Below are 21544 nucleotides of genomic sequence, written 5' to 3' on the forward strand. Positions count from 1 at the left end.
ATCCTCGAATGCAGGAACCTCGCTCTGTCTTGAAAGCTAAACTGCGGGCGTGATTAAGCCTTTTTCAGTGCCATTGGACCATATTCTTCAAAGATAACTTTATTCTCAACCAAAAGGTCGTTGACTTGTTCAAGTAGCTCTCTTTCATTGTAAATCTGAGGATAATCAAAGAGTGAATTTATCTCCAGTTCGTGGGATGACTTCCATTCCTGCATTTGCTCGACAGGAAATTTATCCTCTAGCTCATCAACAACTTTGTGGCACTCCAGGCAAAGCATTACCAGATTAGCCATACCATCTTTGTCAATATAGTCAGCTAGTTCGTGCTCGCTTCGAGGACCGTTCTTACCGTGACCGATTATGTGAGCTACATTCGCAAGGCTGACTACATCATCCCCGACTTTAGCGAAGAGGTATTTATTGCAATTTGGATTTTGACAGAAGCCACCACACTGTGCCCAAAGTTTACGAGCAACATTTGTTGCGATGCTTTTGCGGTTCATGCTTGCTCCTGACTTGCTCGGCGACACATAGTGGTCTGTATCCAGTAAATATTTCATAGCTCATCTTGAGCTTCGAGGAGAAACTCATCTCCTTGGCGAATCGCTCGTCCATAGGCAAGTAGCTCCTCAAAGGCAGGTTCATCTTTGAAAGACCCTATAATTTGTTGCAACCAGTTCGTCGGTTGAGAAGCCACAATTTGCTTCTGCAACGGGGCGATCGCTGCTTCCACTGCTGCAAGCCGTTCCTCTAAAGAAGTGTTAATTGCCATTTGAGTTTCCCTAATTAATTCTTCCTATCTAAAGCCTATCTAAAGGATAGCGAGTATCGTGATGTGGTTTCGGTAGTTCATAAAAAAGCTTGGTAAGATTGTGTTCTCGACCTTTGCAAAATCTTAGCCTATGGCTGTGGATCTGGCAAGGTTGTCAGTTATTTTTAGCGCTGACGGTCAAATTTTATTAAGTGGCAGTCTCGATCGCTACTTGGGTCGCGAGCGGGGACGATCGCACTGATACGATCCAAATATATAATTATGAGGGAACCGGAAACGATATAAATCCTAACCTAGTTAACACAAGAGGGCTTGTCTTATGGTTCAGACACAAACTAAACTAACATTTGCAGACTTTCTCGAAAACTACCCAGAGGGATCTGGCATCTACGAACTGGTAAATGGAGAGATTGTCAAAGTGGAAGCAACCAGAGCTCATAAAAATGGGGCACGATTTCTTGTTAAGTCTTTCGACAGAGAAAGCGATCGCTTGGGGCTTGACTATATCGTTGACAAAGATATAGTGTTGAGGACTGTAACAGCTTCAGGACAAGAACAAGGCAGAAATCCTGATATTGGTGTGGTTAAGGCATCTGTATGGAACAGTAATGTACGTGGCTACGGATCTCTTACCGAACCTATCCAATTAGCAGTAGAAGTTACCTCAACTAACTGGGAAGACGACTATGTGGATAAGCTAGATGAGTATCAAAGGCTCGGCATTTGTGAGTATTGGATTGTGGACTATTTAGCGATCGCTTCTAGGGCTTATCTAGGAAATCCCAAAATTCCCACAGTTTTCGTTTACTCTTTGGAAAATGGTAACTATTTAGTTCAAAGTTTTAGAGGTAATGAGCGCATTATCTCTAAAACTTTTCCCGAACTAGAAATCACAGTCGAGCAACTTGTACTCAGCAGCCAAATTCAAAACATTTAGAGAAACGAGATGAGCTTACACCGAAAATTTTTATCTTTAAAAGAGTTTTTTTATGCCTCGCTTGCATTACGGCCTACAGTTTGCTTTACTGTTGCTATTTCCCACTTCCGCGATCGCCCAAATCATTCCCGATAATACCCTGGGGGCGGAAAGTTCACGCACAGTTCCCGATACTATCAACAATTTACCCTCAGATAGAATCACTGGCGGCGCAACTCGCGGCGTTAACCTCTTTCACAGCTTGCGCGAATTTAACATCCGTGAAGGGCGGGGAGCTTATTTTGACAATCCCAGCGGAGTCACCAACATATTCACCCGCGTTACGGGCCCAAACTCTTCAAATATCTTAGGAACTCTGGGAGTTTTAGGCAACGGCAATTTATTCTTAATTAACCCCAAAGGAATTATATTCGGACCGAATGCGCGGTTAGATTTGCGAGGTTCCTTTATCGGTTCAACGGCTGACAGTATTGTGTTTAATAACGGCTTTGAATTCAGCAGCACCAACCCGCAAACATCCCCGCTGTTAACCGTTAATATTCCCGTTGGTTTAAGATTTAGAGACAATCCCGGTGCAATTGTCAATCAATCGACGGCTATAGGAAAGGTAAACCTGCCAGCCTCTGCTGTGCCAATTCCGATTAGCGATCGAGTTGGTTTAGCAGTAGACCCAGGTCAAACTTTAGCACTGATTGGCGGCGACATCCAACTCCAAGGTGGCAATTTAACTGCCAGCGGCGGACAAATTTTACTCGGTAGCGTCGCCAGTCCCGGTTTAGTTAATTTTGCACTGACTCCTCCTGTTGCTCAGCAAGGAAATTTAACTGTTAATTATGACAATATTCAGAACTTCGGCAATATTCAAATATCTGATGGAACACTTATTAACACCAGTGGCACAGGTGGGGGCAGAGTAGAGTTAAAAGGTGGAAATGTCACCCTCAGCGGGGCGCGAATTTATGCGCTGACACTGGGAAATATTGATGGTAGAGGTATCGATATCAGCGCTCAAAAGTTGCGAGTAGAAAACGGCACGCAATTTTCTACCCTGACTCTAGGAGATGGTGCAGGAGGTAATATCAACTTCCGGGCTGCTGATTCAGTAGAAATGAGCGGGCTGGGAGTTGAGGGCTATCAACAGCTTGCAATTAAATATTTGGTATCGGGAACTACAGACCCGTTTGACCCGCTAATGATGCTGTTTAATGCTAGTGCTGGTGCTGGTTCGGGGGGGAATATTACGATCGACACCGGCCGCCTGCTCTTCAACAATGGGGTAGTAGGTAGCGGCATCACTTTTGGCGGTGGAAATGGCGGAAATTTAATCATTCGCGCCAATACTTTTGAGATGGTGGGTTCTGGAATTAACAACGGAACAGCTAAAGAAAGTAGCGGTGCGGGAGGAAGTATTAGTGTTGATGTCGCCAGATTAATTATGCGCGATGGTTCTATTCTCGGTACGACGAGCTACAGCAGCGGCCCGTCGGGGAATATCAACATTAAAGCTGCTGAATCAGTAGAATTGTCTAACAGCGGCCCGACAACAGTTGTGTCAAGCGGAATTAGTACGCTCAGTATCGGCTCTAACGGAAGGGCGGGGAATATTAACGTTGATACCAAGCGGTTGACTCTCTCTGGGGGTTCTGCGTTTACATTAGGAACGGGTGTTTTAGTTGGCAGGTTTTTGTTTTCTCAGGATGGGGGGCCTGCTGGAAATTTAACAGTTAGGGCTACTGAATCAGTAGAAATTTCAGGTATTTCTCAACTTTTGAGCAGCGGAATTCAGAATGCGAGTGGGCTGACTTCTGGAACTTTGAGTTCGAGTCGGGGTGGGGATATTCGCATTGATACGCCCAGCCTAACAGTGCGGGATGGGGGAATAGTTTCTACGAGTTCTTTGGGTGTAGGAGATGTGGGGAATATTACTGTTAATGCCGATCGCATTGAGGTCAGTGGCAGCGGAAATAATGGTCTGTTTGTCAGTACAATTGATGCTTCGGTAGGCAAGATATTTGGTACTAATCCCGATGCTACGGCGAATGCGGGTTCGTTGAATCTGAATGCCGATCGACTAATTGTCAGAAATGGAGCTACAGTGACGGTGCAGGCTACGGGAACCGGACGCGCTGGTAATATCAATATTGTCGCAAATTCGATCGCTCTTGACAACAAAAGCAGCATTGACGGCACGACTGTATCCGGTACTGGAGCAAATATTAACCTGCAAGCGCGAGACATCCAATTGCGCCGCAACAGCCGAATTACCACGGATGCAGGCACTTCTGACGGCGGCAATATCAACATCAACAGTGATATTCTTGTCGCCCTCCCGCAAGAAAACAGCGACATCACAGCCAACGCCCGCACAGCAGGCGGCGGCCGCGTCAATATCAATGTCCCCAATGTTTTTGGTTTTACAGCAGCCAGCCGCGAACAAGTCAGAAGCAGGTTGGGGCTCAATGACACCGAATTTGCAGCGTTGCAAGTAAGTCCTACATCTCTGCTTCCCAGCAGCGACATCGCGGCTATTTCCCAAAGTGGTGGCCCGGCTTTGCAAGGGGCGGTAACATTTAGTTCTGTTGGAGTCAATCCCGTTCAAGGTTTAGTGGAACTGCCGCAAAATGTGGTGAATCCGACTGCGTTAATTGCTGCAAATCCCTGCATCCAAGGGGCCGAGAACGAGTTTACTGTGACTGGGCGGGGGGGATTGCCACCGAGTCCTCACGATGTTCTCAGCAGCAATTCTAACGAGTTTAATTGGGTGGAACCAGCGGTAGGTGGAAGTCAGCAAATAGAAGGTCAAAGAGCATCCATAGAAGAAAATCGCCCAACAGAAATTATTCCCGCTCAAGGTTGGGTAATGGACGATCGAGGACAAGTAACGCTGTTAGCCTATAATTCTGGTGGTGGTGCATCTCTTCGCAGTCCGAAATCGACGGGTGTTTGCGTACCTCAATAGGTACTCTTCAGGTTTTAGCTACCCGATCGCTATTTTCCTAAAATTAAATTAACCAGACTTAAAAGATGCCCCGCCAATCTTCCGCCCTATTTTTTGCATTTTTACTGCTGTTTCCTTTCCCTGCGATCGCCCAAATCATCCCCGATAATACCCTGGGGCCGGAAAGTTCGCGCACTGTTCCCGATACTATCAACAACTTACCCTCAGATAGAATCACTGGCGGTGCAACTCGCGGAGCAAATTTATTTCACAGTTTACAACAATTTAACGTGGGTGAAGGCAGAGGAGCATATTTTGCCAATCCTAACGGGATTGCGAATATTTTTACCCGCGTTACTGGTGGCAATCCTTCTAATATTTTAGGCGTTTTAGGAGTGCAGGGAAATGCCAACTTATTCTTACTCAATTCCAAAGGAATCGTCTTCGGCCCCAATGCGCGGTTAGATTTGCGCGGTTCATTTTTAGCAAGTTCTGCTGATAGCGTAGTTTTCGAGAATGGCTATCAATTCAGCAGCAGCAATCGGCAATCATTACCCCTGTTAAATGTCAATATACCGATCGGTTTAAATTTTCGCGAAAATCCGGGTAAAATCATTAACAATTCAGCAGCACCAGCCTTGAACTTACCACAATTACCTCCGGGAATCCCGCCGATCTTCAATAACATGGGCTTAGCAGTTCCTACCGGACAAACTCTCGCCCTAGTGGGGGGAGATATTGGATTAAATCAGGGAACACTCACTGCATCTACCGGACAAGTTTTGCTGGGTAGCGTCGCTAGTTCGGGGATGGTTGGATTGGGGGCAACGCCATTTGGATTAAGTTTAAACTATGACAATATTTCTAACTTTGGTAATATTGAAATAACCAACGGCTCACTGATAAATACCAGTGGAATCGGTGGTGGCAAAGTCGATATTCGAGGTGGAAATGTCAACCTCAATAATGGGCGAATTTATGCCCTGACTTTGGGAAATATTGATGGCAGGGCGATCGATATTAACGCTCAAAATTTTCGCGCTCAAGGTGGAACGCAAATCTCCACGCTGACAGCAGGAAGTGGTGCCGGAGGCGCTATCAACATCCGCGCTACCGACTCAGTAGAAACGCTCGGAATTGGATTAGATAACTATAGAGTGTTTGGTGGTCAGTATACGGTATCTGGCTCTTTCGACCCTTTTGACCCACAACTTGTGCTGATAACTGGCACTAATAGCATGGGAGCCGCCGGAAACATCACGATTGATACGGGAAAACTGTTGATAGACAATGGAAGCGCATTCACTACCACCACGTTAGGTGGTGGCAACGCCGGAAATATTACCATCCGTGCCGGGGTTTTAGATATGGTCGCTTCTGCAATCCACAGTGGCCCACTTTTGGGGAGTACGGGTACGGGAGGAAATATCACCTTTGAGGGAGAACGTTTAACCGTAAGCGATGGTGCTGCTCTGATCAGCCTCACCCGCGGTGAAGGAGGAGCGGGGAATATCAACATTAAAGCTTCGGAATCAGTAGAAGTGCTGCGGACTCCCACTGGAAGTCCCGTAGCAAGTTTAATTGGGTCAACTGCGAGCGGTGTGAATGGGCAAGCCGGGGACATTAATATCGACACGAAGCGGTTGATTATCTCTGAAGGAGGCGGAATTAGTTTATCTAGCGGAGCAGTTGTGGGCAACCAACCGTTGAATACAACTGGGGGGCCCGGAGGTAATTTGACAGTTAGGGCCACTGAGTCAGTAACAGTCGAGGGTTTTTCTGGAGTTTTGGCGAACGGGAGTCGGAATCCCAGTTTCATCTGCGCTGATGCCAATACTGCTAATCGGGGAGGGAGTATTAACATTTCTACACCTGTACTGACTCTCCGGGATGGAGGAGTGATTAGCACTGCATCTTTAGGTCAAGGAGATGCCGGAAGCATCACAATTGATGCCGGTCATGTAGAAGTTATTGGGAATGGGGGTCAAGGTGAATTTAACAGTCAAATTCAGACTTCCGTTGGGATTGCATCTGAGCTTATCGATCCTAATGCTACGGCTAACGGAGGTTCGTTGAATCTAAATGTCGGGGAATTGATTCTTCGCAATGGGGGAACACTCAATCTGCAAGCTTTGGGATCGGGACAGGCTGGTAACATTAACGTCAAAGCAGATTCAATTTCCCTTGACAACCAAAGCAGTATTGACGGTAGAACGGCATCCGGTCCCGGAGCAAATATTAACCTTGAAGCACGAGATGTCCAGTTGCGCCGAGGGAGCAGAATTACAACTGATGCCAGTATGTCTGAGGGTGGCAATATCAACATTAACAGCGATATTCTGGTGGCTTTACCCAAAGAAAATAGCGATATTACTGCTAATGCGCGATCGGCTCAAGGTGGTCGCGTTAATATTAATGTCCCCAATGTTTTTGGGTTTACCTCAGTCACTCGTGAACAGGTTCGAGGTAATTTGGGATTAACAGATGCTGAATTTGCAGCGTTGCAAGTAAGTCCTACATCTTTAATTCCTACTAGCGATATTGCGGCGATTTCCCAAAGTAGCGGCCCGGCTTTGCAAGGTACTGTAACATTTAGTTCTTCTGGAGTTAATCCTGCTCAAGGTTTAGTGGAACTGCCGCAAAATGTGGTGAATCCGGCTGCATTAATTGCGACAAATCCCTGCATCCAAGGAGCCGAGAGCGAGTTTACCGCTACTGGGAAAGGAGGAGTGCCTGCAAGTCCTAATGATGCCCTCAGCAGCCCTCTATCGCCGTTGCCGTGGGTGGAACCAGCGGTAGGTGGAAGTCAGCAAATAGAAGGTCAAAGAGCATCCATAGAAGAAATTCGCCCAACAGAAATTATTCCCGCTCAAGGTTGGGTAATGGACGATCGAGGGCAAGTAACGCTGGTAGCGTATAATGCTGGTGGTGGTGCATCTCTTCGCAGTCCGAAATCGACGGGTGTTTGCGTACCTCAATAGGTACTCTTCAGGTTTTAGCTACCCGATCGCTATTTTCCTAATACTAAATTAACCAGACTTAAAAGATGCCCCGCCAATCTTGCGCCCTATTTTTTGCATTCTTACTGCTGTTTCCTCTCCCTGCGATCGCCCAAATCATCCCCGATAATTCGCTGGGCGCGGAAAGTTCACGGACTGTTCCCGATACTATCAACAACTTACCCTCAGATAGAATCACTGGCGGTGCAACTCGTGGCGTTAACCTATTTCACAGCTTGCGCGAATTTAACGTCCGTGAAGGGCGGGGAGCCTATTTTGCCAATCCCAGCGGAATTGCCAACATCTTCACCCGCGTTACTGGTGGCAACCCTTCTAATATTTTAGGAACTCTGGGAGTTTTGGGAAACAGTAACTTGTTTTTAATTAACCCAAAAGGGATTGTCTTTGGGCCGAATGCTCGGTTAGATTTGCGCGGCTCATTTATAGGTTCTACTGGTAGCGGAATTCTCTTTGACAATGGCTTTGAATTTAGTGCCGCTAATTCTAATGCAGTGCCATTGTTAGCGATCAATATTCCTGTGGGTTTAAGATTTAGAGAAAATCCCGGCACAATTATTAACTCTTCCCAAACACTGGCTCCTAAATCAGCCTTACCGCCACTCCCCATAGAAATTCCTGCTTTTGAAAAACTCGGTTTAGCAGTAGACCCCGGTCAAACTTTAGCATTAATTGGCGGTGACATTCAACTGCAAGGAGGAAATCTAACGGCTTATACCGGACAAATTCTTCTAGGTAGCGTCAACAGTCCAGGTTTAGTGCAATTTGAACCAACAGCTTTAGGTCTGAATTTAAACTATCGCAATATTCAGAACTTCGGCAATATTGAAATGAACGGTGCATTTATAAATACCAGCGGATTAGGAGGCGGGAAAGTCGATATTCGAGGTGGAAATATTGCTCTTAATGGTTCAGGAATTTATGGACTGACACTCGGAAATATTGATGGTAAAGGTATTAATATCAATTCCGAAAACTTGCGACTAGAGGGAGGGGCGCAAATTTTCGCCTCCACACTGGGAGAGGGGAGAGGAAGCGATATCAACATCCGCGCTACTGACTCAGTAGAAATGATCGGGTTGGGAATTGAGGGTTATCAGCAGCTTACAGAAAATTTTCAGACATCTGGAACAGGCAACCCCTTTATTTCGCAAATTGTTCTGTTTACTAGCGCTATTGGCAGTGGAGCCGCCGGAGATATTAACATTGAAGCCGGACGGCTGTTGATGAGCAATGGGGTAGTGGGCGGCGCCCCCACCTTTGGTGCTGGGAATGGCGGAAATCTGGCTATCCGCGCCAACACGGTCGAACTCGTCAGTTCAACGCTCTATAACGGAACAACGAACGAAAGCACTGGTCAAGGCGGAAACATCACTGTTGAAGCCCAACGGTTAATACTGCGCGATGGCGGTGCTTTTGCCAGCTTCAGCCTTAGTGATGGAGCATCGGGGAATATTGCGATTAAAGCGAGTGAATCTGTAGAATTATCGGGTAGTCTTCCTGTAGGTCTAGGGCAAACTCGGCTCGGCACGAATACTTTTGATGGGAATGGAAAAGGTGGGGATATTAGCATCGACACTAAGCGGCTGAGTGTTTCTAATGGAGCCACAATTAGTTTAACGACGGGTGCAATTTTTGGGGAACTCGTGTTTTCTACAAGTGGGGGGACGGGAGGAAATTTAACTGTGAGAGCCTCCGAGTCTATAGAAGTGAGCGGCGAGTCAAGATTTTTGGGGAATGCGGGTTATGTAGCAAGTTCTTTTGTTACTCAAACTGCAAGTTCTGGTAGAGGTGGCGATATCCGCCTCTCAACACCTAAACTAACTGTGCAGAATGGCGGCGTTATTTCTGCGGCTTCTTTGGGTATAGCAGATGCAGGAGATATTACAATTAATGCTGATCGCTTACAAGTGCAAGGTATTGGGAGTAACAGTGGGTTGAGGAGTGGAATAGAAGCCTCGGCTGGTAGGGCGTTTAATGCTGTCAATTCCACTGCTAGCGGAAATGCAGGCTCGTTGAATTTGAATGCTAATCAATTGATTCTTCGGGATAGTGCAGTGGTTAATGTTCAATCTTCAGGAACAGGTAGGGCTGGCAATATTAACGTGGTAGCTAACTCAATTTTCCTGGATAATAAAAGCATAATTGATGGCACGACTGTCTCTGGTACCGGAGCAAATATTAACCTGCAAGCGCAAGACATTCAGTTGCGGCGCGGCAGTAAAATCACCACGGATGCAGGCATTTCGGAGGGCGGTAATATCAGAATTAATAGCGATATTTTGGTAGCTTTACCGCGAGAGAATAGTGATATTACAGCTAATGCTCGCACAGCTAGGGGCGGACAAGTTACGGTCAATGTACCAAATATTTTTGGCTTTACAAGCCTTAACCGCGAACAAGCCAGGAGTAGTTTAGGACTTACTGATGCTCAATTTGCAGCGTTGCAAGTAAGTCCGACTTCTCTAATTCCTACCAGCGATATTGCGGCGATTTCCCAAAGTAGCGGCCCGGCTTTGCAAGGTACTGTAACATTTAGTTCTTCTGGAGTGAATCCTGCTCAAGGTTTAGTGGAACTGCCGCAAAATGTGGTCAATCCGGCTGCGTTAATTGCTGCAAATCCCTGCATCAGAGGGGCTGAGAGCGAGTTTAGCGCTACTGGGAAAGGAGGAGTGCCTCCAAGTCCTAATGATGCCCTCAGCAGCCCTCTATGGCCGTTGCCTTGGGTAGAAGAGGCAGGAAGTTCGGCAACGAGCAATGTAGAGGATTTAACCGATGTAACAGATCGAGGGAAGAAGCAAGAAGCGGAAATCCCCGATCGCGAATTTGTTCCGGCGCAAGGTTGGGTGGTGAATGCGAAAGGAGAAGTTACGCTTGTTGGATATAATCCGGGTAATGCTGCTGACTCTCGCAATCCTCGGCAGAATTATGGTTGTGCGCCGCGTTGAAATTAGGTTTTTTTTAAACCGCAGATGTAGGTGATTAACGCGGATTAACGCAGATCAAGAATAAGATGTATTTGGGTTAATTAGTATGTGTGTCTGCGGTTGTAATTTTATTTTCTAAATATGAAGTTTACCCGATCGCTCCGACAAGTAATTCTGTTATTTGTGATTTCCTGTCTGCTATCCGTTGCGATTCCTCCCGGAGTTGCTCAGCTTAATCCACCACAAGCGGTGCAGCTTGTCCGACAAGCTCGAACTCTGTACCAAGAAGAACGTTTTTCGGAAGCTGTACCCTTGTTGCAGCAAGCGGCGACCCAGTTTGAGGCAAAAGGCGAAAATCTCGATCGCGCCACAGCTTTGAGTAATTTAGCTGCAACCTACGGGCAGTTGGGGCTTTGGGAAGAAGCAGAAAAAGCTGTAAATTCGAGTTTGTCGGCTGTGCGAACACAAGCCAACACTCCAGAACAGCAGCGGATTTTGGCTGAAACTCTCAATATTCAAGCACAGTTGCAACTCGAACGGGGGCAGACTCAAGATGCGATCGACATTTGGACGCAAGCTGCTAAAATTTTTGAGCAGCTTGATAGTAAAAATCAACTTTTTCAAGTTCAAATTAATCAAAGTCGGGCTTGGGAAATTCTCGGACTTTACCCCAGAGCTTGCAAAATGCTGTTAGCTTCTTTCAAGCTGGGAAACCAAACTTGCGAAGTTTCGGCAGCGGGTTTGGAAACTTTGAAAAATCAGCCAGTTTCTCTCGAACAAGTCCGGGCAATTCATGCTTTAGGGCGCGTGCTGCGGGTTTTGGGACAACTGGAACGTTCCGAGGATGTGCTGTCGGCGGGACTCGAAGCAGCCCAAAAATTAGGTGCCCGGCCAGAGGAGGCTGCAATTTATCTCAATCTGGGGAATACGGTACGGGCTAAAAGCAATAAACCGGGTTTGACACCAAAACAGCGGGGTGATTGGGAACGCTTTGCCCTAGAGTATTATGCTCGATCGACGGAGGCGATGCCGGCTCGCTCTCTCTTACAAATTCAGGCGAAGTTAAATCAATTGAGTTTGTTGGTCGATCGCCAAGATTGGTCTGAAGCAGAGGCTTTGTGGCGTTCTCTAGAACCTCAAACCGATCAATTTGGGTCGAACCGCGCCGGACTTTACGCTCAAATTAATCTAGCTCAAAGCTTGATCAAATTAGCTCAGTCGCCTGCGAAAACTTTGAGTTTAAGCGAGATTGACACAATGCTCGATCGCTCTGTCGAAGCAGCACATAGTTTGGGCGATAAACGAATAAAAGCTTATATTCTGGCAGCGAAAGGCAAACTATCGGAAATCCAACAGCAGTATCAGAAAGCGGAAAATCTCACAACTGAGGCTTTGACTTTAGCACCGGCGTTTCAATCTCCCGATATTGCTTACCAATTGTTTTGGCAACTGGGACGGATTCGCAAAGCTCAGGGAAATACAGAAGGGGCGATCGCTCAATATACTCAAGCTGTGAATGTACTGTCTTCTTTGCGGGGCGATTTGGTGACAGTCAATCCCGAAGTGCAATTTTCGTTTCGGGAAAGTGCCGAACCGGTTTACCGGGAATTAGTCGGGCTGCTTTTGCAAGACGAATCTCCCAGTCAAGCTAAGTTGAAACTAGCGCGCCAAACGGTGGAATCTTTGCAGTTGGCGGAATTGGACAACTTTTTTCGGGATGCTTGCGCTGATGCTAAACCAAAGTCGATCGAGGAAATTGATCCGACAGCGGCGGTGATTTATCCGATTATTTTGAGCGATCGTTTGGAGGTAATTTTGTCAATTCCCGGCAAACCCCTGCGCCGCTACGCTACTCAGAAGTCTCAAGCCGAGTTGGAAACTGCCTTCAGACAAGCCAAAAATACCATCAGGCCTGCTTCTTTCCCCCGCGACAGGAGGCTACCCGTCGAACAGGTTTACGACTGGTTAATCCGCCCCGCAGAGGCGGATTTGACCGCCAGCGGGATTAAAACCCTGGTATTTGTGCTCGACGGTTATTTGCGGAATCTGCCGATGGCGGTGCTGCACGACGGTGAAAAGTTTTTGGTAGAAAAATACAGTATTGCTTTAGCGCCGGGACTGCAACTGCTGGCACCGAAACCGCTGAGCCAAGTAAAGTTAAAAGTGCTCACCGCTGCCCTCTCCGAAGCGCGTCAAGGCTTCTCGGCTTTGCCGGGGGTGAAGGAGGAAGTTCAGCAAATTGCTGCCGAGATGCCGGCGAGTTCGCTGCTGAATGAAGATTTTGTCAGCGGGCGGTTGCACGATCGAATTAAAGCTTTGTCTTACCCGATCGTCCATTTGGCAACTCACGGTCAGTTTAGCTCGAATGCGGCGGATACTTTTATTGTGACTTGGGATCAGAAAGTGAATGTTAAGGAGTTTGATAGACTGCTGCGAGCCCGCACTGGGGAGAAACAACAGCCGATCGAACTTTTGGTTTTGAGTGCTTGCGAAACTGCTTCGGGCGATAACCGCGCGGCTTTGGGTTTGGCGGGGGCGGCAATTCGATCGGGTGCCCGCAGCACCGCCGCCACCCTTTGGCAAGTCAACGACGAATCTACAGCTATCTTTATGACTGAGTTTTACAAGCAACTGGCTTCTTCTAAAACCAGCAAAGCTGAAGCCCTCCGCAACGCTCAATTAACGCTGCTGAAAAACCCACAGTATCAAAATCCCTATTTCTGGGCGCCTTTCGTGCTAGTGGGGAATTGGCAATAAGGCAGGGGATTTGGGATTTGAGATGGTGGATTTTAGATTGGGAAAGACTGATGCTCTATTCGTGTTGGTTTTTTGTTAAAGATTGTAAACTGTTAACGAGTGCTTTCTGCATCTAATATTTTTTCGAGGAGTCCCATGAAGCAACTTTTGATTGCTGAGCGCTTTTGCCTAATTGCCCACGTCTTGTCAATGGCTTTTGGATTGGCAGGGTTGCTGCTGATTTTACCCCGTCCCGAATTGGTGATGAGTTTGCCACCAGCAGGGCAAACGCTATTCCAGTGGGGGATGGCTGGGGGTGGAGTAGTTTATATCATCTTTGGTGCTGCAGCGGTTGCTCTCTATGCCTTGCGGACGTTGGGTTGGGGTGCAACTCTGGGTTTTTTAGTGCCTTCTGTGTTTTTGTCCTTGAGTAGCGAGTTGTTGGGAACGAGTACGGGTTTTCCCTTTGGCCACTACCATTATTTGAGCGGTTTGGGTTACAAAATTGCAGGGCTGGTTCCGTTTACAATTCCCCTGTCGTGGTTTTATCTGGGACTGGTTTCATACATAATTGCTCGCGCTGGAGTAGCGGTTGGTAAAGGTGAACTCAACTGGGTGCGCCAAATAGGGGCGATCGCCCTTGGTGCTTTGCTGCTAACAGCTTGGGATTTTGTACTAGATCCGGCGATGAGTCAAACTTCTGTGCCTTTTTGGGAGTTTGAGGAAGTTGGGGCTTTCTTTGGGATGCCTTACCGCAATTTGGCTGGCTGGATGGGTACGGGGGCGCTATTTATGTCTGTAGCAGCTTTCTTGTGGAGAAAAACACCGATTAAATTAGAGCGATCGGAATTGGGTTTGCCCTTAATTGTTTATTTGGTAAACTTTGCTTTCGGAGCAATTATCACTGTAACTTCGTTGGATTCTCGGTTCTGGTTCCCGACATCGCTAGCGGTGCTTCTGGGTGTAGTTCCGGCGATCGCGTTAAGCTGGATCGCTAAACCCGCAACAGGTGACGTAACCGAAACAATGCCGTCTTTGGATACATCTGTTCTCACGGCTGAAATTCCACCTCAGCCCGTGGGCGTTTTGCGTAAGTGAGTTGCTAGTGAGCAACCCCGGCTGATTTAGCAAAAATTTACAATAAATTTTGAGCTAGTTTAAAAACCCGGTTTCTACAAGAAACCGGGTTTTTCAGCGGCGATTTTTTCATTCCCAATTCCTGTAATATGTTTGAGGTCAAAATTTTATTAAATTTTTTAAATTGATATCAGTTACAAAAAAAATGAACTGTAAATAAGCTCCCAACTCATATCCCATTACGGTTCAGTTAAGCTCGATCTCCCTGGCACCCCCTTAAAAAGGGGAGTAGGGGGTGGGACAAGAACTTACTCAAAGTCCCCCTTCTTAAGGGGGATGCGAGGGGGATCTCCGAGGAATAAATAATTTTAACCCAAGCGTATTGACCCATATCCAGTCAGTCATTCCCAATTATTCAATAGTATGGTTTCCCCGATCGCCCCTCACCTGTTATCCCAACCGCTGACAACTATCATCCCTGTCGCACTCTTGCTGCTGCAATTGCCCGCCGCAGCCATTCTTATGTCGCGTTTGATTAAAGGCCCATCCCGCATCCCGCCCCTGGAACCCGATTCGCCGACACTGGATTTGTTAGGTGCTTGTACTGCGGTAGTACCGACTTTGAACGAAGCCGATCGCATTTCGCCTTGTTTGGAAGGATTGAGCCGCCAAAGTTACGAACTCCGAGAAGCGATCGTGGTTGACAGCTATTCGGTAGACGGAACCGGAGATTTAGTCAAAGCAGCAGCACAAAAAGACCCCCGGTTTCGCTTGATTAACGACGATCCGCTGCCGGCGGGTTGGGTAGGGCGTCCCTGGGCGCTGAATGCGGGTTTTTTGGCAAGTTCCGAGAAGTGCGAGTGGATTTTGGGGATTGATGCGGATACTGTGCCGCATCCGGGTTTGATTGCGAGTTTGCTGAAGACGGCGGCGGCTGGAAATTACGATTTGATTTCGCTCTCGCCGCAGTTTATCCTCAAGTATCCGGGGGAGTTGTGGCTGCAACCTGCTTTGTTAATGACTTTGGTTTATCGGTTCGGGCCGACGGGGACTGGCGGGGATGTGCCGGAACGGGTGATGGCGAACGGTCAGTGTTTCTTGTGTAAGCGCGAGGTTTTGGTGGCATTGGGGGGCTATGAGGTCGCGAGGGGTTCGTTTTGCGATGATGTGACTTTGGCTCGCTATGCGGCTGCTAAGGGCTTTAAGGTGGGCTTTTTGGATGGGGCTAAGGTGTTGAAGGTGCGGATGTATGAGGGGGCGATCGAGACTTGGAACGAATGGGGTCGATCGCTCGATTTGAAAGATGCTGCTTCTGGCGGTCAAATTTGGGGCGATTTGTGGCTGTTGCTGGCGGTTCAAGGTCTGCCGGTGCCGATTGTGTTGTGTTATTTGCTGTTTGGTTCGCTGCCGCCGGTTGGTGTATTTCCCCACTTTTGGCTGTTGGGATTGAATGTATTTTTGGTTGCAGTGCGATCGGCTTTGTGTTTGGCGATCGCTCCTTCTTACGATACAACTGGGGCATCGGGTAAATGGCTGTTTTGGCTCTCACCTTTAGCCGATCCGTTGGCGTTTTTGCGAATTCTTATTTCTGCTTTAAATCAGCCTACTCAGTGGCGCGGCCGAAAGTATGAATAATCATGGGAACGTGGGGCAAAAATAAGTCGCTTATTTTGTGGGATGGGCATCCTGCCCGTCCCGATGTTTCCCAAATTTTACTCAAAAATCGCCCCATCTAAGCTTGTTTTTCTTAAGTCTGTTCTAGCTAAATTTGCACCTCTTAAATCAGTACCTGTTAAACAAGCATTGCTTAAATCTGCATAACTCAGATCGGCACCTCTGAGATTAGCCTCCGATAAATTTGCTCCTGATAAATTCGCCCTGACAAGTTGGGATTTACTCAAGTTACAGCCACTCAAGTTTGCCGATTGCATTTGTGCGGCCATTAAGTTTGCTTTGCTTAAATTAGTGTCGCTGAGGTTAGCCAAATTCAATTTAGCATAACTCAAATCAATGTTTTCCAAGCAAACTTCGCTCAATGGCGCGCATCGCAAGTTAGCATTAATAAAAAACCTGTCTCCAACCGCATAACGGCGCAGCAATTCGTCAACTTCCAGCCGAATTAAAACTGGTTCGCAAGTATTTTGGTAGCACCACGATGTCTCCAGCAAACTAGCGGCTGCTTCAATTGCTACCTTGTCGGATTTAGCGAGCACCAAACTATTGCACCCATCCCACTCACCGTTGAGCATGAATGCCATGTCAGAAGCTGCTGCAATTGAGTCGCATAGCAAAACGGTTTCTTGTTTGGGTTGTAGCCAGTTCATTAAGGCGATCGAGCTCTTGTTTTTCATTGTTGATTCAGGGTTGGTGGGTCTTCCTTAATTATAGTAGACCTCTCCCCGCGCTGAAGCGACGGCGATTCTAAACTGTTGCTACTGCGGTATTTTTTATAGTTATTTAAAAGATAGGACTTGTATCGTTGACTGGTGTTTTGAAATGATTAAACCGCAGAGGCCATAGAGGACGCTGAGGAAGAGAAAAGAGAGATGATATCAATTCCGGTTGCACCGTAATTATTGTTGACCCTTCGACTTCGCTCAGGGCAACGCTGTTGACTGTTGACTGTTAACTCTCAGTTTAAAAACTGAAGGATAGTTGAGTATTGACTGGTGATTTAATTTTACAATTCCGATGCTAGCGGAGTTGATATGATGCGCTATTCTGCTGGCCATGTCGCACTGATTAGACAGGATATCCAAGCTTGGGTAATATCGTTTATGGTTGCCTCGGAATGATAGTTCGGACACGGCAGTGCCGTGTCCCTACAATTAATCGGGGTAGGGACACGGCACTGCCGTGTCCTGACTGTGGGTAATATTAATTCCGATGCTACCGGAGTTGATATAAATGGCTGTTTTGGCTGTCACCGTTAGCCGATCCGCTGGCATTTTTGCGAATATTACAGAACAAATAACGCACTTACAGCAGCGCCATATCCTTGAAGCAACGGCGCGTTAACTCGATTCTTGCAGATGCGTCATTATTGTTGCGGATGTCAATGTTTGTAGCAAAAAAGTAAACATTTTTATCCTTTTCTAAATAACCTACATACCAGCCAATTTGAGGCTTTGTTTGTTCTCCAAAGTTGGCCCAACCTGTCTTTGCCCTAATTGTGTAATCGGGAGTTGGTTCAACAATAATGATATCTTTAACCAGAGACAGCGATCGCTCAGAAAAGGGTAAGTCATTTTTGTATAGACGGCGGAGAAATTGAATTTGCTCGTTAGGTGTGATTCGTAGTTCTCCCTCTAACCAGAATTTGTCAATATCGTCTTTGTTACCGATTTTTTGGTTGCCATAACCGACTTTAGCTACCCATTTTTGCATTTGATCATGTCCGACTCGGCGGGCGAGAACTTGGTAAAACCAAACGGCGGAAAGTTTGATGGCTTCTCTCATATTCAAGTCTCGATTCCATGCGGGAATTTGCCTTTGAATTCCATCCCAAGTTAGAACGGCAATCTCATTTGAAATCACCCCTGTTTCTAAGGAAATCAGAGAGTTGAGAATCTTAAATGTAGATGCGGGTAAAAAAGCTGTGGCGTTACGTTGCGGGTTGTGTTGATAAAGCCGATCGCTATTCAAATCGTAAATTGCGATCGAGCCTTCAACTCCTAGCTCTTGAAAGTGCCGTCCAAAATTAATTGTCTCAGCAACATCTCCTCCGTGTCGTGGAGATTCTTGCACGGGAGGTGGCACGGTTAAGGCTGATTGCGGTGGCTGAACTAAAACAAAAGTAATGCAGCCTAATACAATTAAAATAACAGCGATCGCACGAGATATTCTGTTCATAAACTTTGATAAGTTAGCAAAATCACAGGCATTAATGTCACAGGCGCGATCGACTTGTAAGGTGCGTCTGACTTACGCTGTCTGCGAAACAATGAGGATTTGCCCCTGACGCACCCTACTATATAGAGGTTGCAATTGCGTAATTCCCCAACTATAAAACTGCCATAATAGTTAAGGCCACCAAGCAGCTTAACTGAATTACTAAGCTGAACAACCGAAACTTTGGATCGAGGCCAGCAATGTGAATCGCTGAATGTACAAGCCGAAATAGGATGTACACAACAATCAGCAAATCTACTGCTGTTCCTGAAACACCCCTAACTGTTAGAAGAAAAACAACTCCCAAATACAAAGGCAGGTTTTCTATCAAGTTGGATTGTACTCGAAATAGTCGCCAAAGCAAGCTGTCGTCGTTTTGTGTGCCGAAATCTTTTACTGATCCGCCCGCAGATAGATGCCTAATCCTGACTGTTAGCAGCAGGATAACAACCGCGATCGTCCACAAAATGAAAATTGCTAAACCCCAGAGAGGGAAAGTCATATTTGTCGGTTCAATTTGCATCATCTTTCTACCTTGCGAAACTGCGGCTAAGACGTTAGAAAAGTTATCGGTCAAGACTCTTGTTCTGGCATTCTCATTTTTAGCTAAAACAGCTTGAGGATGCTTCTATTCTGACTGTTTTCCGAAATGGATAGAGCGCCCACTAAGCTCAAAGTAGCATCTAACTGAGATATTTTACCATTCTCAATTACTTGTTTAGGAACAGGCTTTTCGGCCTGTTCCACAAGAAAAATCATTCTTTGTGGAACGGGCCGGAGAGCCCGTTCTTGACAATGGTGCAAGATATCAGATCTAACCCACAAGCTGACGCTAACTAGAGTGCGATCGCATCTCGTGAGTGTCATTTCCAACCGCTAGCAACTGAGCCTTTACAGATGGTTTTAGGCAAGACGATCGCACCATTGTATCGAGCAAGTGTTCGATCGCACCCGGTAGATTCTGGCAAAAACCAGTGTGTACCCGCGATGTCTGAACGATCGTACTGCGGGGTGCTACGAGCCAGTGAAAGCGCTCTCTGTGCGGAAGTTGACCGATCGCGCCAGATTCGGAGCCGCCTGCACAAATGATGGGAATGACTGCTAGGTGATTGCGAATCATTTCCAGATCCAACGTTGAGTCGATCGCCATCAAGCGCTGTTCATCAATTTCGATACGGGCTTCGAGGAATTTTTTCGTACCGCAGGAAACGATCGCCCCCACGTTGATAAACTCCTCGCGCTCAACTTTGGGAACGACGCGGATAATGGCGTAATCATACAGAAATCGATCTGGCACTAATCGCTTCCTCCAAAAAAATATGTGGTGATTCTAGCCGATTTAGGAGGTACTCGATATAAGCATTCCGATGTTCGTTGCTATCGCTGAAAGGAGAATCTCCCACAAGCCAAGTATCAGGAATTAGTTTAACGATGTTGCGAATGATGTCCCGCGTTAGCCTTTGAGTCATCTTTGAATTTGCCACTTCCAGCGTGCTCGCAAAACGCAGCAAAACGTGGTCTTTGATTGGCGGAAAACGATCGCGGCTGCGCGAGAGATAATCTTTCCAGGTGTGGTGGAAGTAGAGGGCTGCACCGTGATCGATCAGCCAAAGCCGGCGGTGCCATACCAGCATATTTGCATTGCGCGATGTGCGATCAATGTTGGTTACAAAAGCATCGAACCAGACGATTTCTGAGGCCAGATCCGCCTCGGACTTCCCCGCTATCGGGTCAAATGTGATGGAACCGGGGAGATAGTCGAGGGCGAGGTTGAGGCCAGCACTTGCTCGGATCAAATGTTGAATTTCCGGGTCAGGCTCAGTGCGAGCCAGTTCGGGATCGAGTTCAACAAAGACGAGTTCGGGGACTGGGAGGCCGGAGGCGCGAGCAATCTCTCCCGCCACTAGCTCGGCGATCAGAGATTTGGCTCCCTGGCCCGCACCGCGAAATTTGAGCACGTACATACCATCATCATCTGCTTCGACGATCGCCGGTAGCGACCCGCCCTCGCGTAAGGGAGTGACATATCTGGTAGCAGTGACTGTTCGCAAGCTGATACTCATGCTATTTTCGATTTGCGATTTGAGATTTTCGATGGGAAATCACTGATTTTATGAGGGTGTGGAGCACGGGCTTACAGACAGTTGGATTCTTTCTTTTAACTGGGACTGAGGTTAAGTAGTGTGTTTACTAAACTGATGACCAAAAGGACACAACTAATGTTGTGTCCCTACGGAATTTTGCCAAATCTTGCTTTGAGACAGTCATTAGTCATCAGTCATTAATCAACTAATAACTCATGACTAACCACTAATCAGTTGTACTAACGTGGTCGATTCTCTCTAATTGCCAGAGAATTTGGTTGCCTTCGCGCCGCACCCGCGACACTACCCAATTTCGCCAAACCCAGTTGTCTCCACGACTGGTGACAGCGCTGGCATTTACATCCATCAAATCAGCCAGTTCAGAACTGGTAATCAAGTAGCCTTTCGTAGCAACCTCGTCGGCGATGTGCAACGTTTCGATCAGATTGCGGAGGTCTTGAACCCTCACCTCGCGGGGCAAGTTCTCCAGGGTATCGGCAGTTGAATCCATCATGGTAGAGTTGGAGATCGGAAGGTCAGAAGTTATGACATAGGATTCTATCGTTTTGTTACCAGTTGCGTCCGTTTCTTCCGAAACAATTGTGTTGTCAAAATGTAGGGGCGGTGCCCCCGTGCCCGCCCCGGCCTCGTCTCCCGTTGGTTTGCGCTGTTGCAGTTCGGGAGTGAGATTGTGGGAGAAAGTGCGGGCGATTTCATCGCACCTGTCGTTGTAGAAGTCGCCGGAGTGGCCGCGGACGTGTTCCCACTTGACTTGTCGGGAATTCAGCTTGTCTAGCAGATGCCAGAGGTCTTGGTTGACAACATCTTTGCCCGTTGAGGTTTTCCAGCCTTTATTTTTCCAGCCTTGAATCCATTTGGTGATGCCGTTTTTAACGTATTCGCTGTCGGTGTAAACGGTGACTGGTTCGGTTTGACCGGAATTGGCAAAAAATTCCAGCGCAGCGACGGCGGCCTGCATTTCCATGCGGTTGTTGGTGGTTTGGGGGTCTGCACCTCCGAGTTCGTGACAGTTGCCGTCGGCGAAACAAACTACTGCACCCCAGCCACCTGGGCCTGGGTTGCCGGAACAAGCGCCGTCTGTGTAGAGGCTTTTGATTTGGGGAGTTGTCATGAGCGAATTAATGTGTAATTTACAGGTAAGTTG

At 47.2% G+C, this 21544-nt stretch carries 16 protein-coding genes; 7 read left to right on the top strand and 9 right to left on the bottom strand.

What is annotated here, in order from left to right; genetic code table 11:
* Positions 1-53: 53 nt before the first annotated feature.
* Both QUA70_RS23115 and QUA70_RS23120 read right to left on the bottom strand, forming a co-directional pair.
* On the bottom strand, positions 54-560 hold the full coding sequence (locus tag QUA70_RS23115; RefSeq protein WP_333350183.1) for a hypothetical protein: 507 nt from the start codon (positions 558-560) through the stop codon (positions 54-56).
* Positions 557-772 (bottom strand): hypothetical protein, encoded by a 216-nt coding sequence (locus QUA70_RS23120; protein ID WP_333328628.1) that lies wholly within the window; start codon positions 770-772, stop codon positions 557-559. Before QUA70_RS23120 ends, QUA70_RS23115 begins: the two co-directional genes overlap by 4 nt.
* 319 nt (positions 773-1091) lie before the next feature.
* On the opposite strand from QUA70_RS23120, the gene QUA70_RS23125 reads away from it, so the two are divergent.
* The 7 genes from QUA70_RS23125 (at position 1092) to cruG (ending at position 16039) form a co-directional block, all read left to right on the top strand.
* Positions 1092-1709, top strand: a complete 618-nt coding sequence (locus QUA70_RS23125) for a Uma2 family endonuclease (protein WP_333328625.1) — start codon at positions 1092-1094, stop codon at positions 1707-1709.
* A 52-nt stretch (positions 1710-1761) separates the two neighbouring features.
* Positions 1762-4668 (top strand): two-partner secretion domain-containing protein, encoded by a 2907-nt coding sequence (locus QUA70_RS23130; RefSeq protein WP_333350181.1) that lies wholly within the window; start codon positions 1762-1764, stop codon positions 4666-4668.
* 65 nt (positions 4669-4733) lie between these two features.
* Positions 4734-7628 (top strand): two-partner secretion domain-containing protein, encoded by a 2895-nt coding sequence (locus QUA70_RS23135; RefSeq protein ID WP_333350179.1) that lies wholly within the window; start codon positions 4734-4736, stop codon positions 7626-7628.
* A gap of 65 nt (positions 7629-7693) precedes the next feature.
* The gene (locus QUA70_RS23140) at positions 7694-10612 is read left to right on the top strand and encodes an S-layer family protein (protein ID WP_333350177.1); all 2919 of its coding nucleotides are present in this window, start codon (positions 7694-7696) and stop codon (positions 10610-10612) included.
* 120 nt (positions 10613-10732) lie between these two features.
* Entirely contained in the window at positions 10733-13348 is a 2616-nt protein-coding gene (locus QUA70_RS23145; RefSeq protein ID WP_333350176.1) for a CHAT domain-containing protein, read from the top strand.
* 135 nt (positions 13349-13483) lie between these two features.
* Positions 13484-14425 (top strand): gamma-carotene 1'-hydroxylase CruF, encoded by a 942-nt coding sequence (cruF, locus tag QUA70_RS23150; RefSeq protein ID WP_333350174.1) that lies wholly within the window; start codon positions 13484-13486, stop codon positions 14423-14425.
* A 402-nt stretch (positions 14426-14827) separates the two neighbouring features.
* Positions 14828-16039 (top strand): 2'-O-glycosyltransferase CruG, encoded by a 1212-nt coding sequence (cruG, locus tag QUA70_RS23155; protein WP_333350172.1) that lies wholly within the window; start codon positions 14828-14830, stop codon positions 16037-16039.
* 77 nt (positions 16040-16116) lie between these two features.
* Here cruG and QUA70_RS23160 read toward each other — a convergent pair whose 3' ends face one another.
* The 7 genes from QUA70_RS23160 to rnhA form a co-directional block, all read right to left on the bottom strand.
* Entirely contained in the window at positions 16117-16755 is a 639-nt protein-coding gene (locus tag QUA70_RS23160; RefSeq protein ID WP_333350170.1) for a pentapeptide repeat-containing protein, read from the bottom strand.
* Positions 16756-17383: 628 nt separating this feature from the next.
* Positions 17384-18256, bottom strand: coding sequence for a class D beta-lactamase (blaOXA, locus tag QUA70_RS23165; RefSeq protein WP_333350168.1), 873 nt, complete (start codon positions 18254-18256; stop codon positions 17384-17386).
* Positions 18257-18407: 151 nt separating this feature from the next.
* Entirely contained in the window at positions 18408-18821 is a 414-nt protein-coding gene (locus QUA70_RS23170) for an MAPEG family protein (RefSeq protein WP_333410691.1), read from the bottom strand.
* Between the two features lie 80 nt (positions 18822-18901).
* Entirely contained in the window at positions 18902-19162 is a 261-nt protein-coding gene (locus QUA70_RS23175) for a hypothetical protein (RefSeq protein ID WP_333328595.1), read from the bottom strand.
* On the bottom strand, positions 19128-19592 hold the full coding sequence (locus QUA70_RS23180) for a DUF3037 domain-containing protein (RefSeq protein ID WP_333328592.1): 465 nt from the start codon (positions 19590-19592) through the stop codon (positions 19128-19130). The genes QUA70_RS23175 and QUA70_RS23180 overlap by 35 nt, the downstream gene beginning before the upstream one ends.
* Positions 19570-20358 (bottom strand): HipA family kinase, encoded by a 789-nt coding sequence (locus tag QUA70_RS23185; protein WP_333350165.1) that lies wholly within the window; start codon positions 20356-20358, stop codon positions 19570-19572. The genes QUA70_RS23180 and QUA70_RS23185 overlap by 23 nt, the downstream gene beginning before the upstream one ends.
* Positions 20359-20605: 247 nt before the next feature.
* Positions 20606-21511, bottom strand: a complete 906-nt coding sequence (rnhA, locus tag QUA70_RS23190) for a ribonuclease HI (RefSeq protein ID WP_333328586.1) — start codon at positions 21509-21511, stop codon at positions 20606-20608.
* Positions 21512-21544 lie beyond the last annotated feature (33 nt).

It is taken from the genome of Microcoleus sp. LAD1_D5 (genome assembly GCF_036702115.1).
Lineage (GTDB): Bacteria > Cyanobacteriota > Cyanobacteriia > Cyanobacteriales > Microcoleaceae > Microcoleus.

Coding starts and splice junctions, on each gene's coding strand:
- QUA70_RS23115 (WP_333350183.1), bottom strand. CDS start 560: ATGAAATATTTACTGGATACAGACCACTATGTGTCGCCGAGCAAGTCA.
- QUA70_RS23120 (WP_333328628.1), bottom strand. CDS start 772: ATGGCAATTAACACTTCTTTAGAGGAACGGCTTGCAGCAGTGGAAGCA.
- QUA70_RS23125 (WP_333328625.1), top strand. CDS start 1,092: ATGGTTCAGACACAAACTAAACTAACATTTGCAGACTTTCTCGAAAAC.
- QUA70_RS23130 (WP_333350181.1), top strand. CDS start 1,762: ATGCCTCGCTTGCATTACGGCCTACAGTTTGCTTTACTGTTGCTATTT.
- QUA70_RS23135 (WP_333350179.1), top strand. CDS start 4,734: ATGCCCCGCCAATCTTCCGCCCTATTTTTTGCATTTTTACTGCTGTTT.
- QUA70_RS23140 (WP_333350177.1), top strand. CDS start 7,694: ATGCCCCGCCAATCTTGCGCCCTATTTTTTGCATTCTTACTGCTGTTT.
- QUA70_RS23145 (WP_333350176.1), top strand. CDS start 10,733: ATGAAGTTTACCCGATCGCTCCGACAAGTAATTCTGTTATTTGTGATT.
- cruF (WP_333350174.1), top strand. CDS start 13,484: ATGAAGCAACTTTTGATTGCTGAGCGCTTTTGCCTAATTGCCCACGTC.
- cruG (WP_333350172.1), top strand. CDS start 14,828: ATGGTTTCCCCGATCGCCCCTCACCTGTTATCCCAACCGCTGACAACT.
- QUA70_RS23160 (WP_333350170.1), bottom strand. CDS start 16,755: ATGAAAAACAAGAGCTCGATCGCCTTAATGAACTGGCTACAACCCAAA.
- blaOXA (WP_333350168.1), bottom strand. CDS start 18,256: ATGAACAGAATATCTCGTGCGATCGCTGTTATTTTAATTGTATTAGGC.
- QUA70_RS23170 (WP_333410691.1), bottom strand. CDS start 18,821: ATGATGCAAATTGAACCGACAAATATGACTTTCCCTCTCTGGGGTTTA.
- QUA70_RS23175 (WP_333328595.1), bottom strand. CDS start 19,162: ATGACACTCACGAGATGCGATCGCACTCTAGTTAGCGTCAGCTTGTGG.
- QUA70_RS23185 (WP_333350165.1), bottom strand. CDS start 20,358: ATGAGTATCAGCTTGCGAACAGTCACTGCTACCAGATATGTCACTCCC.
- rnhA (WP_333328586.1), bottom strand. CDS start 21,511: ATGACAACTCCCCAAATCAAAAGCCTCTACACAGACGGCGCTTGTTCC.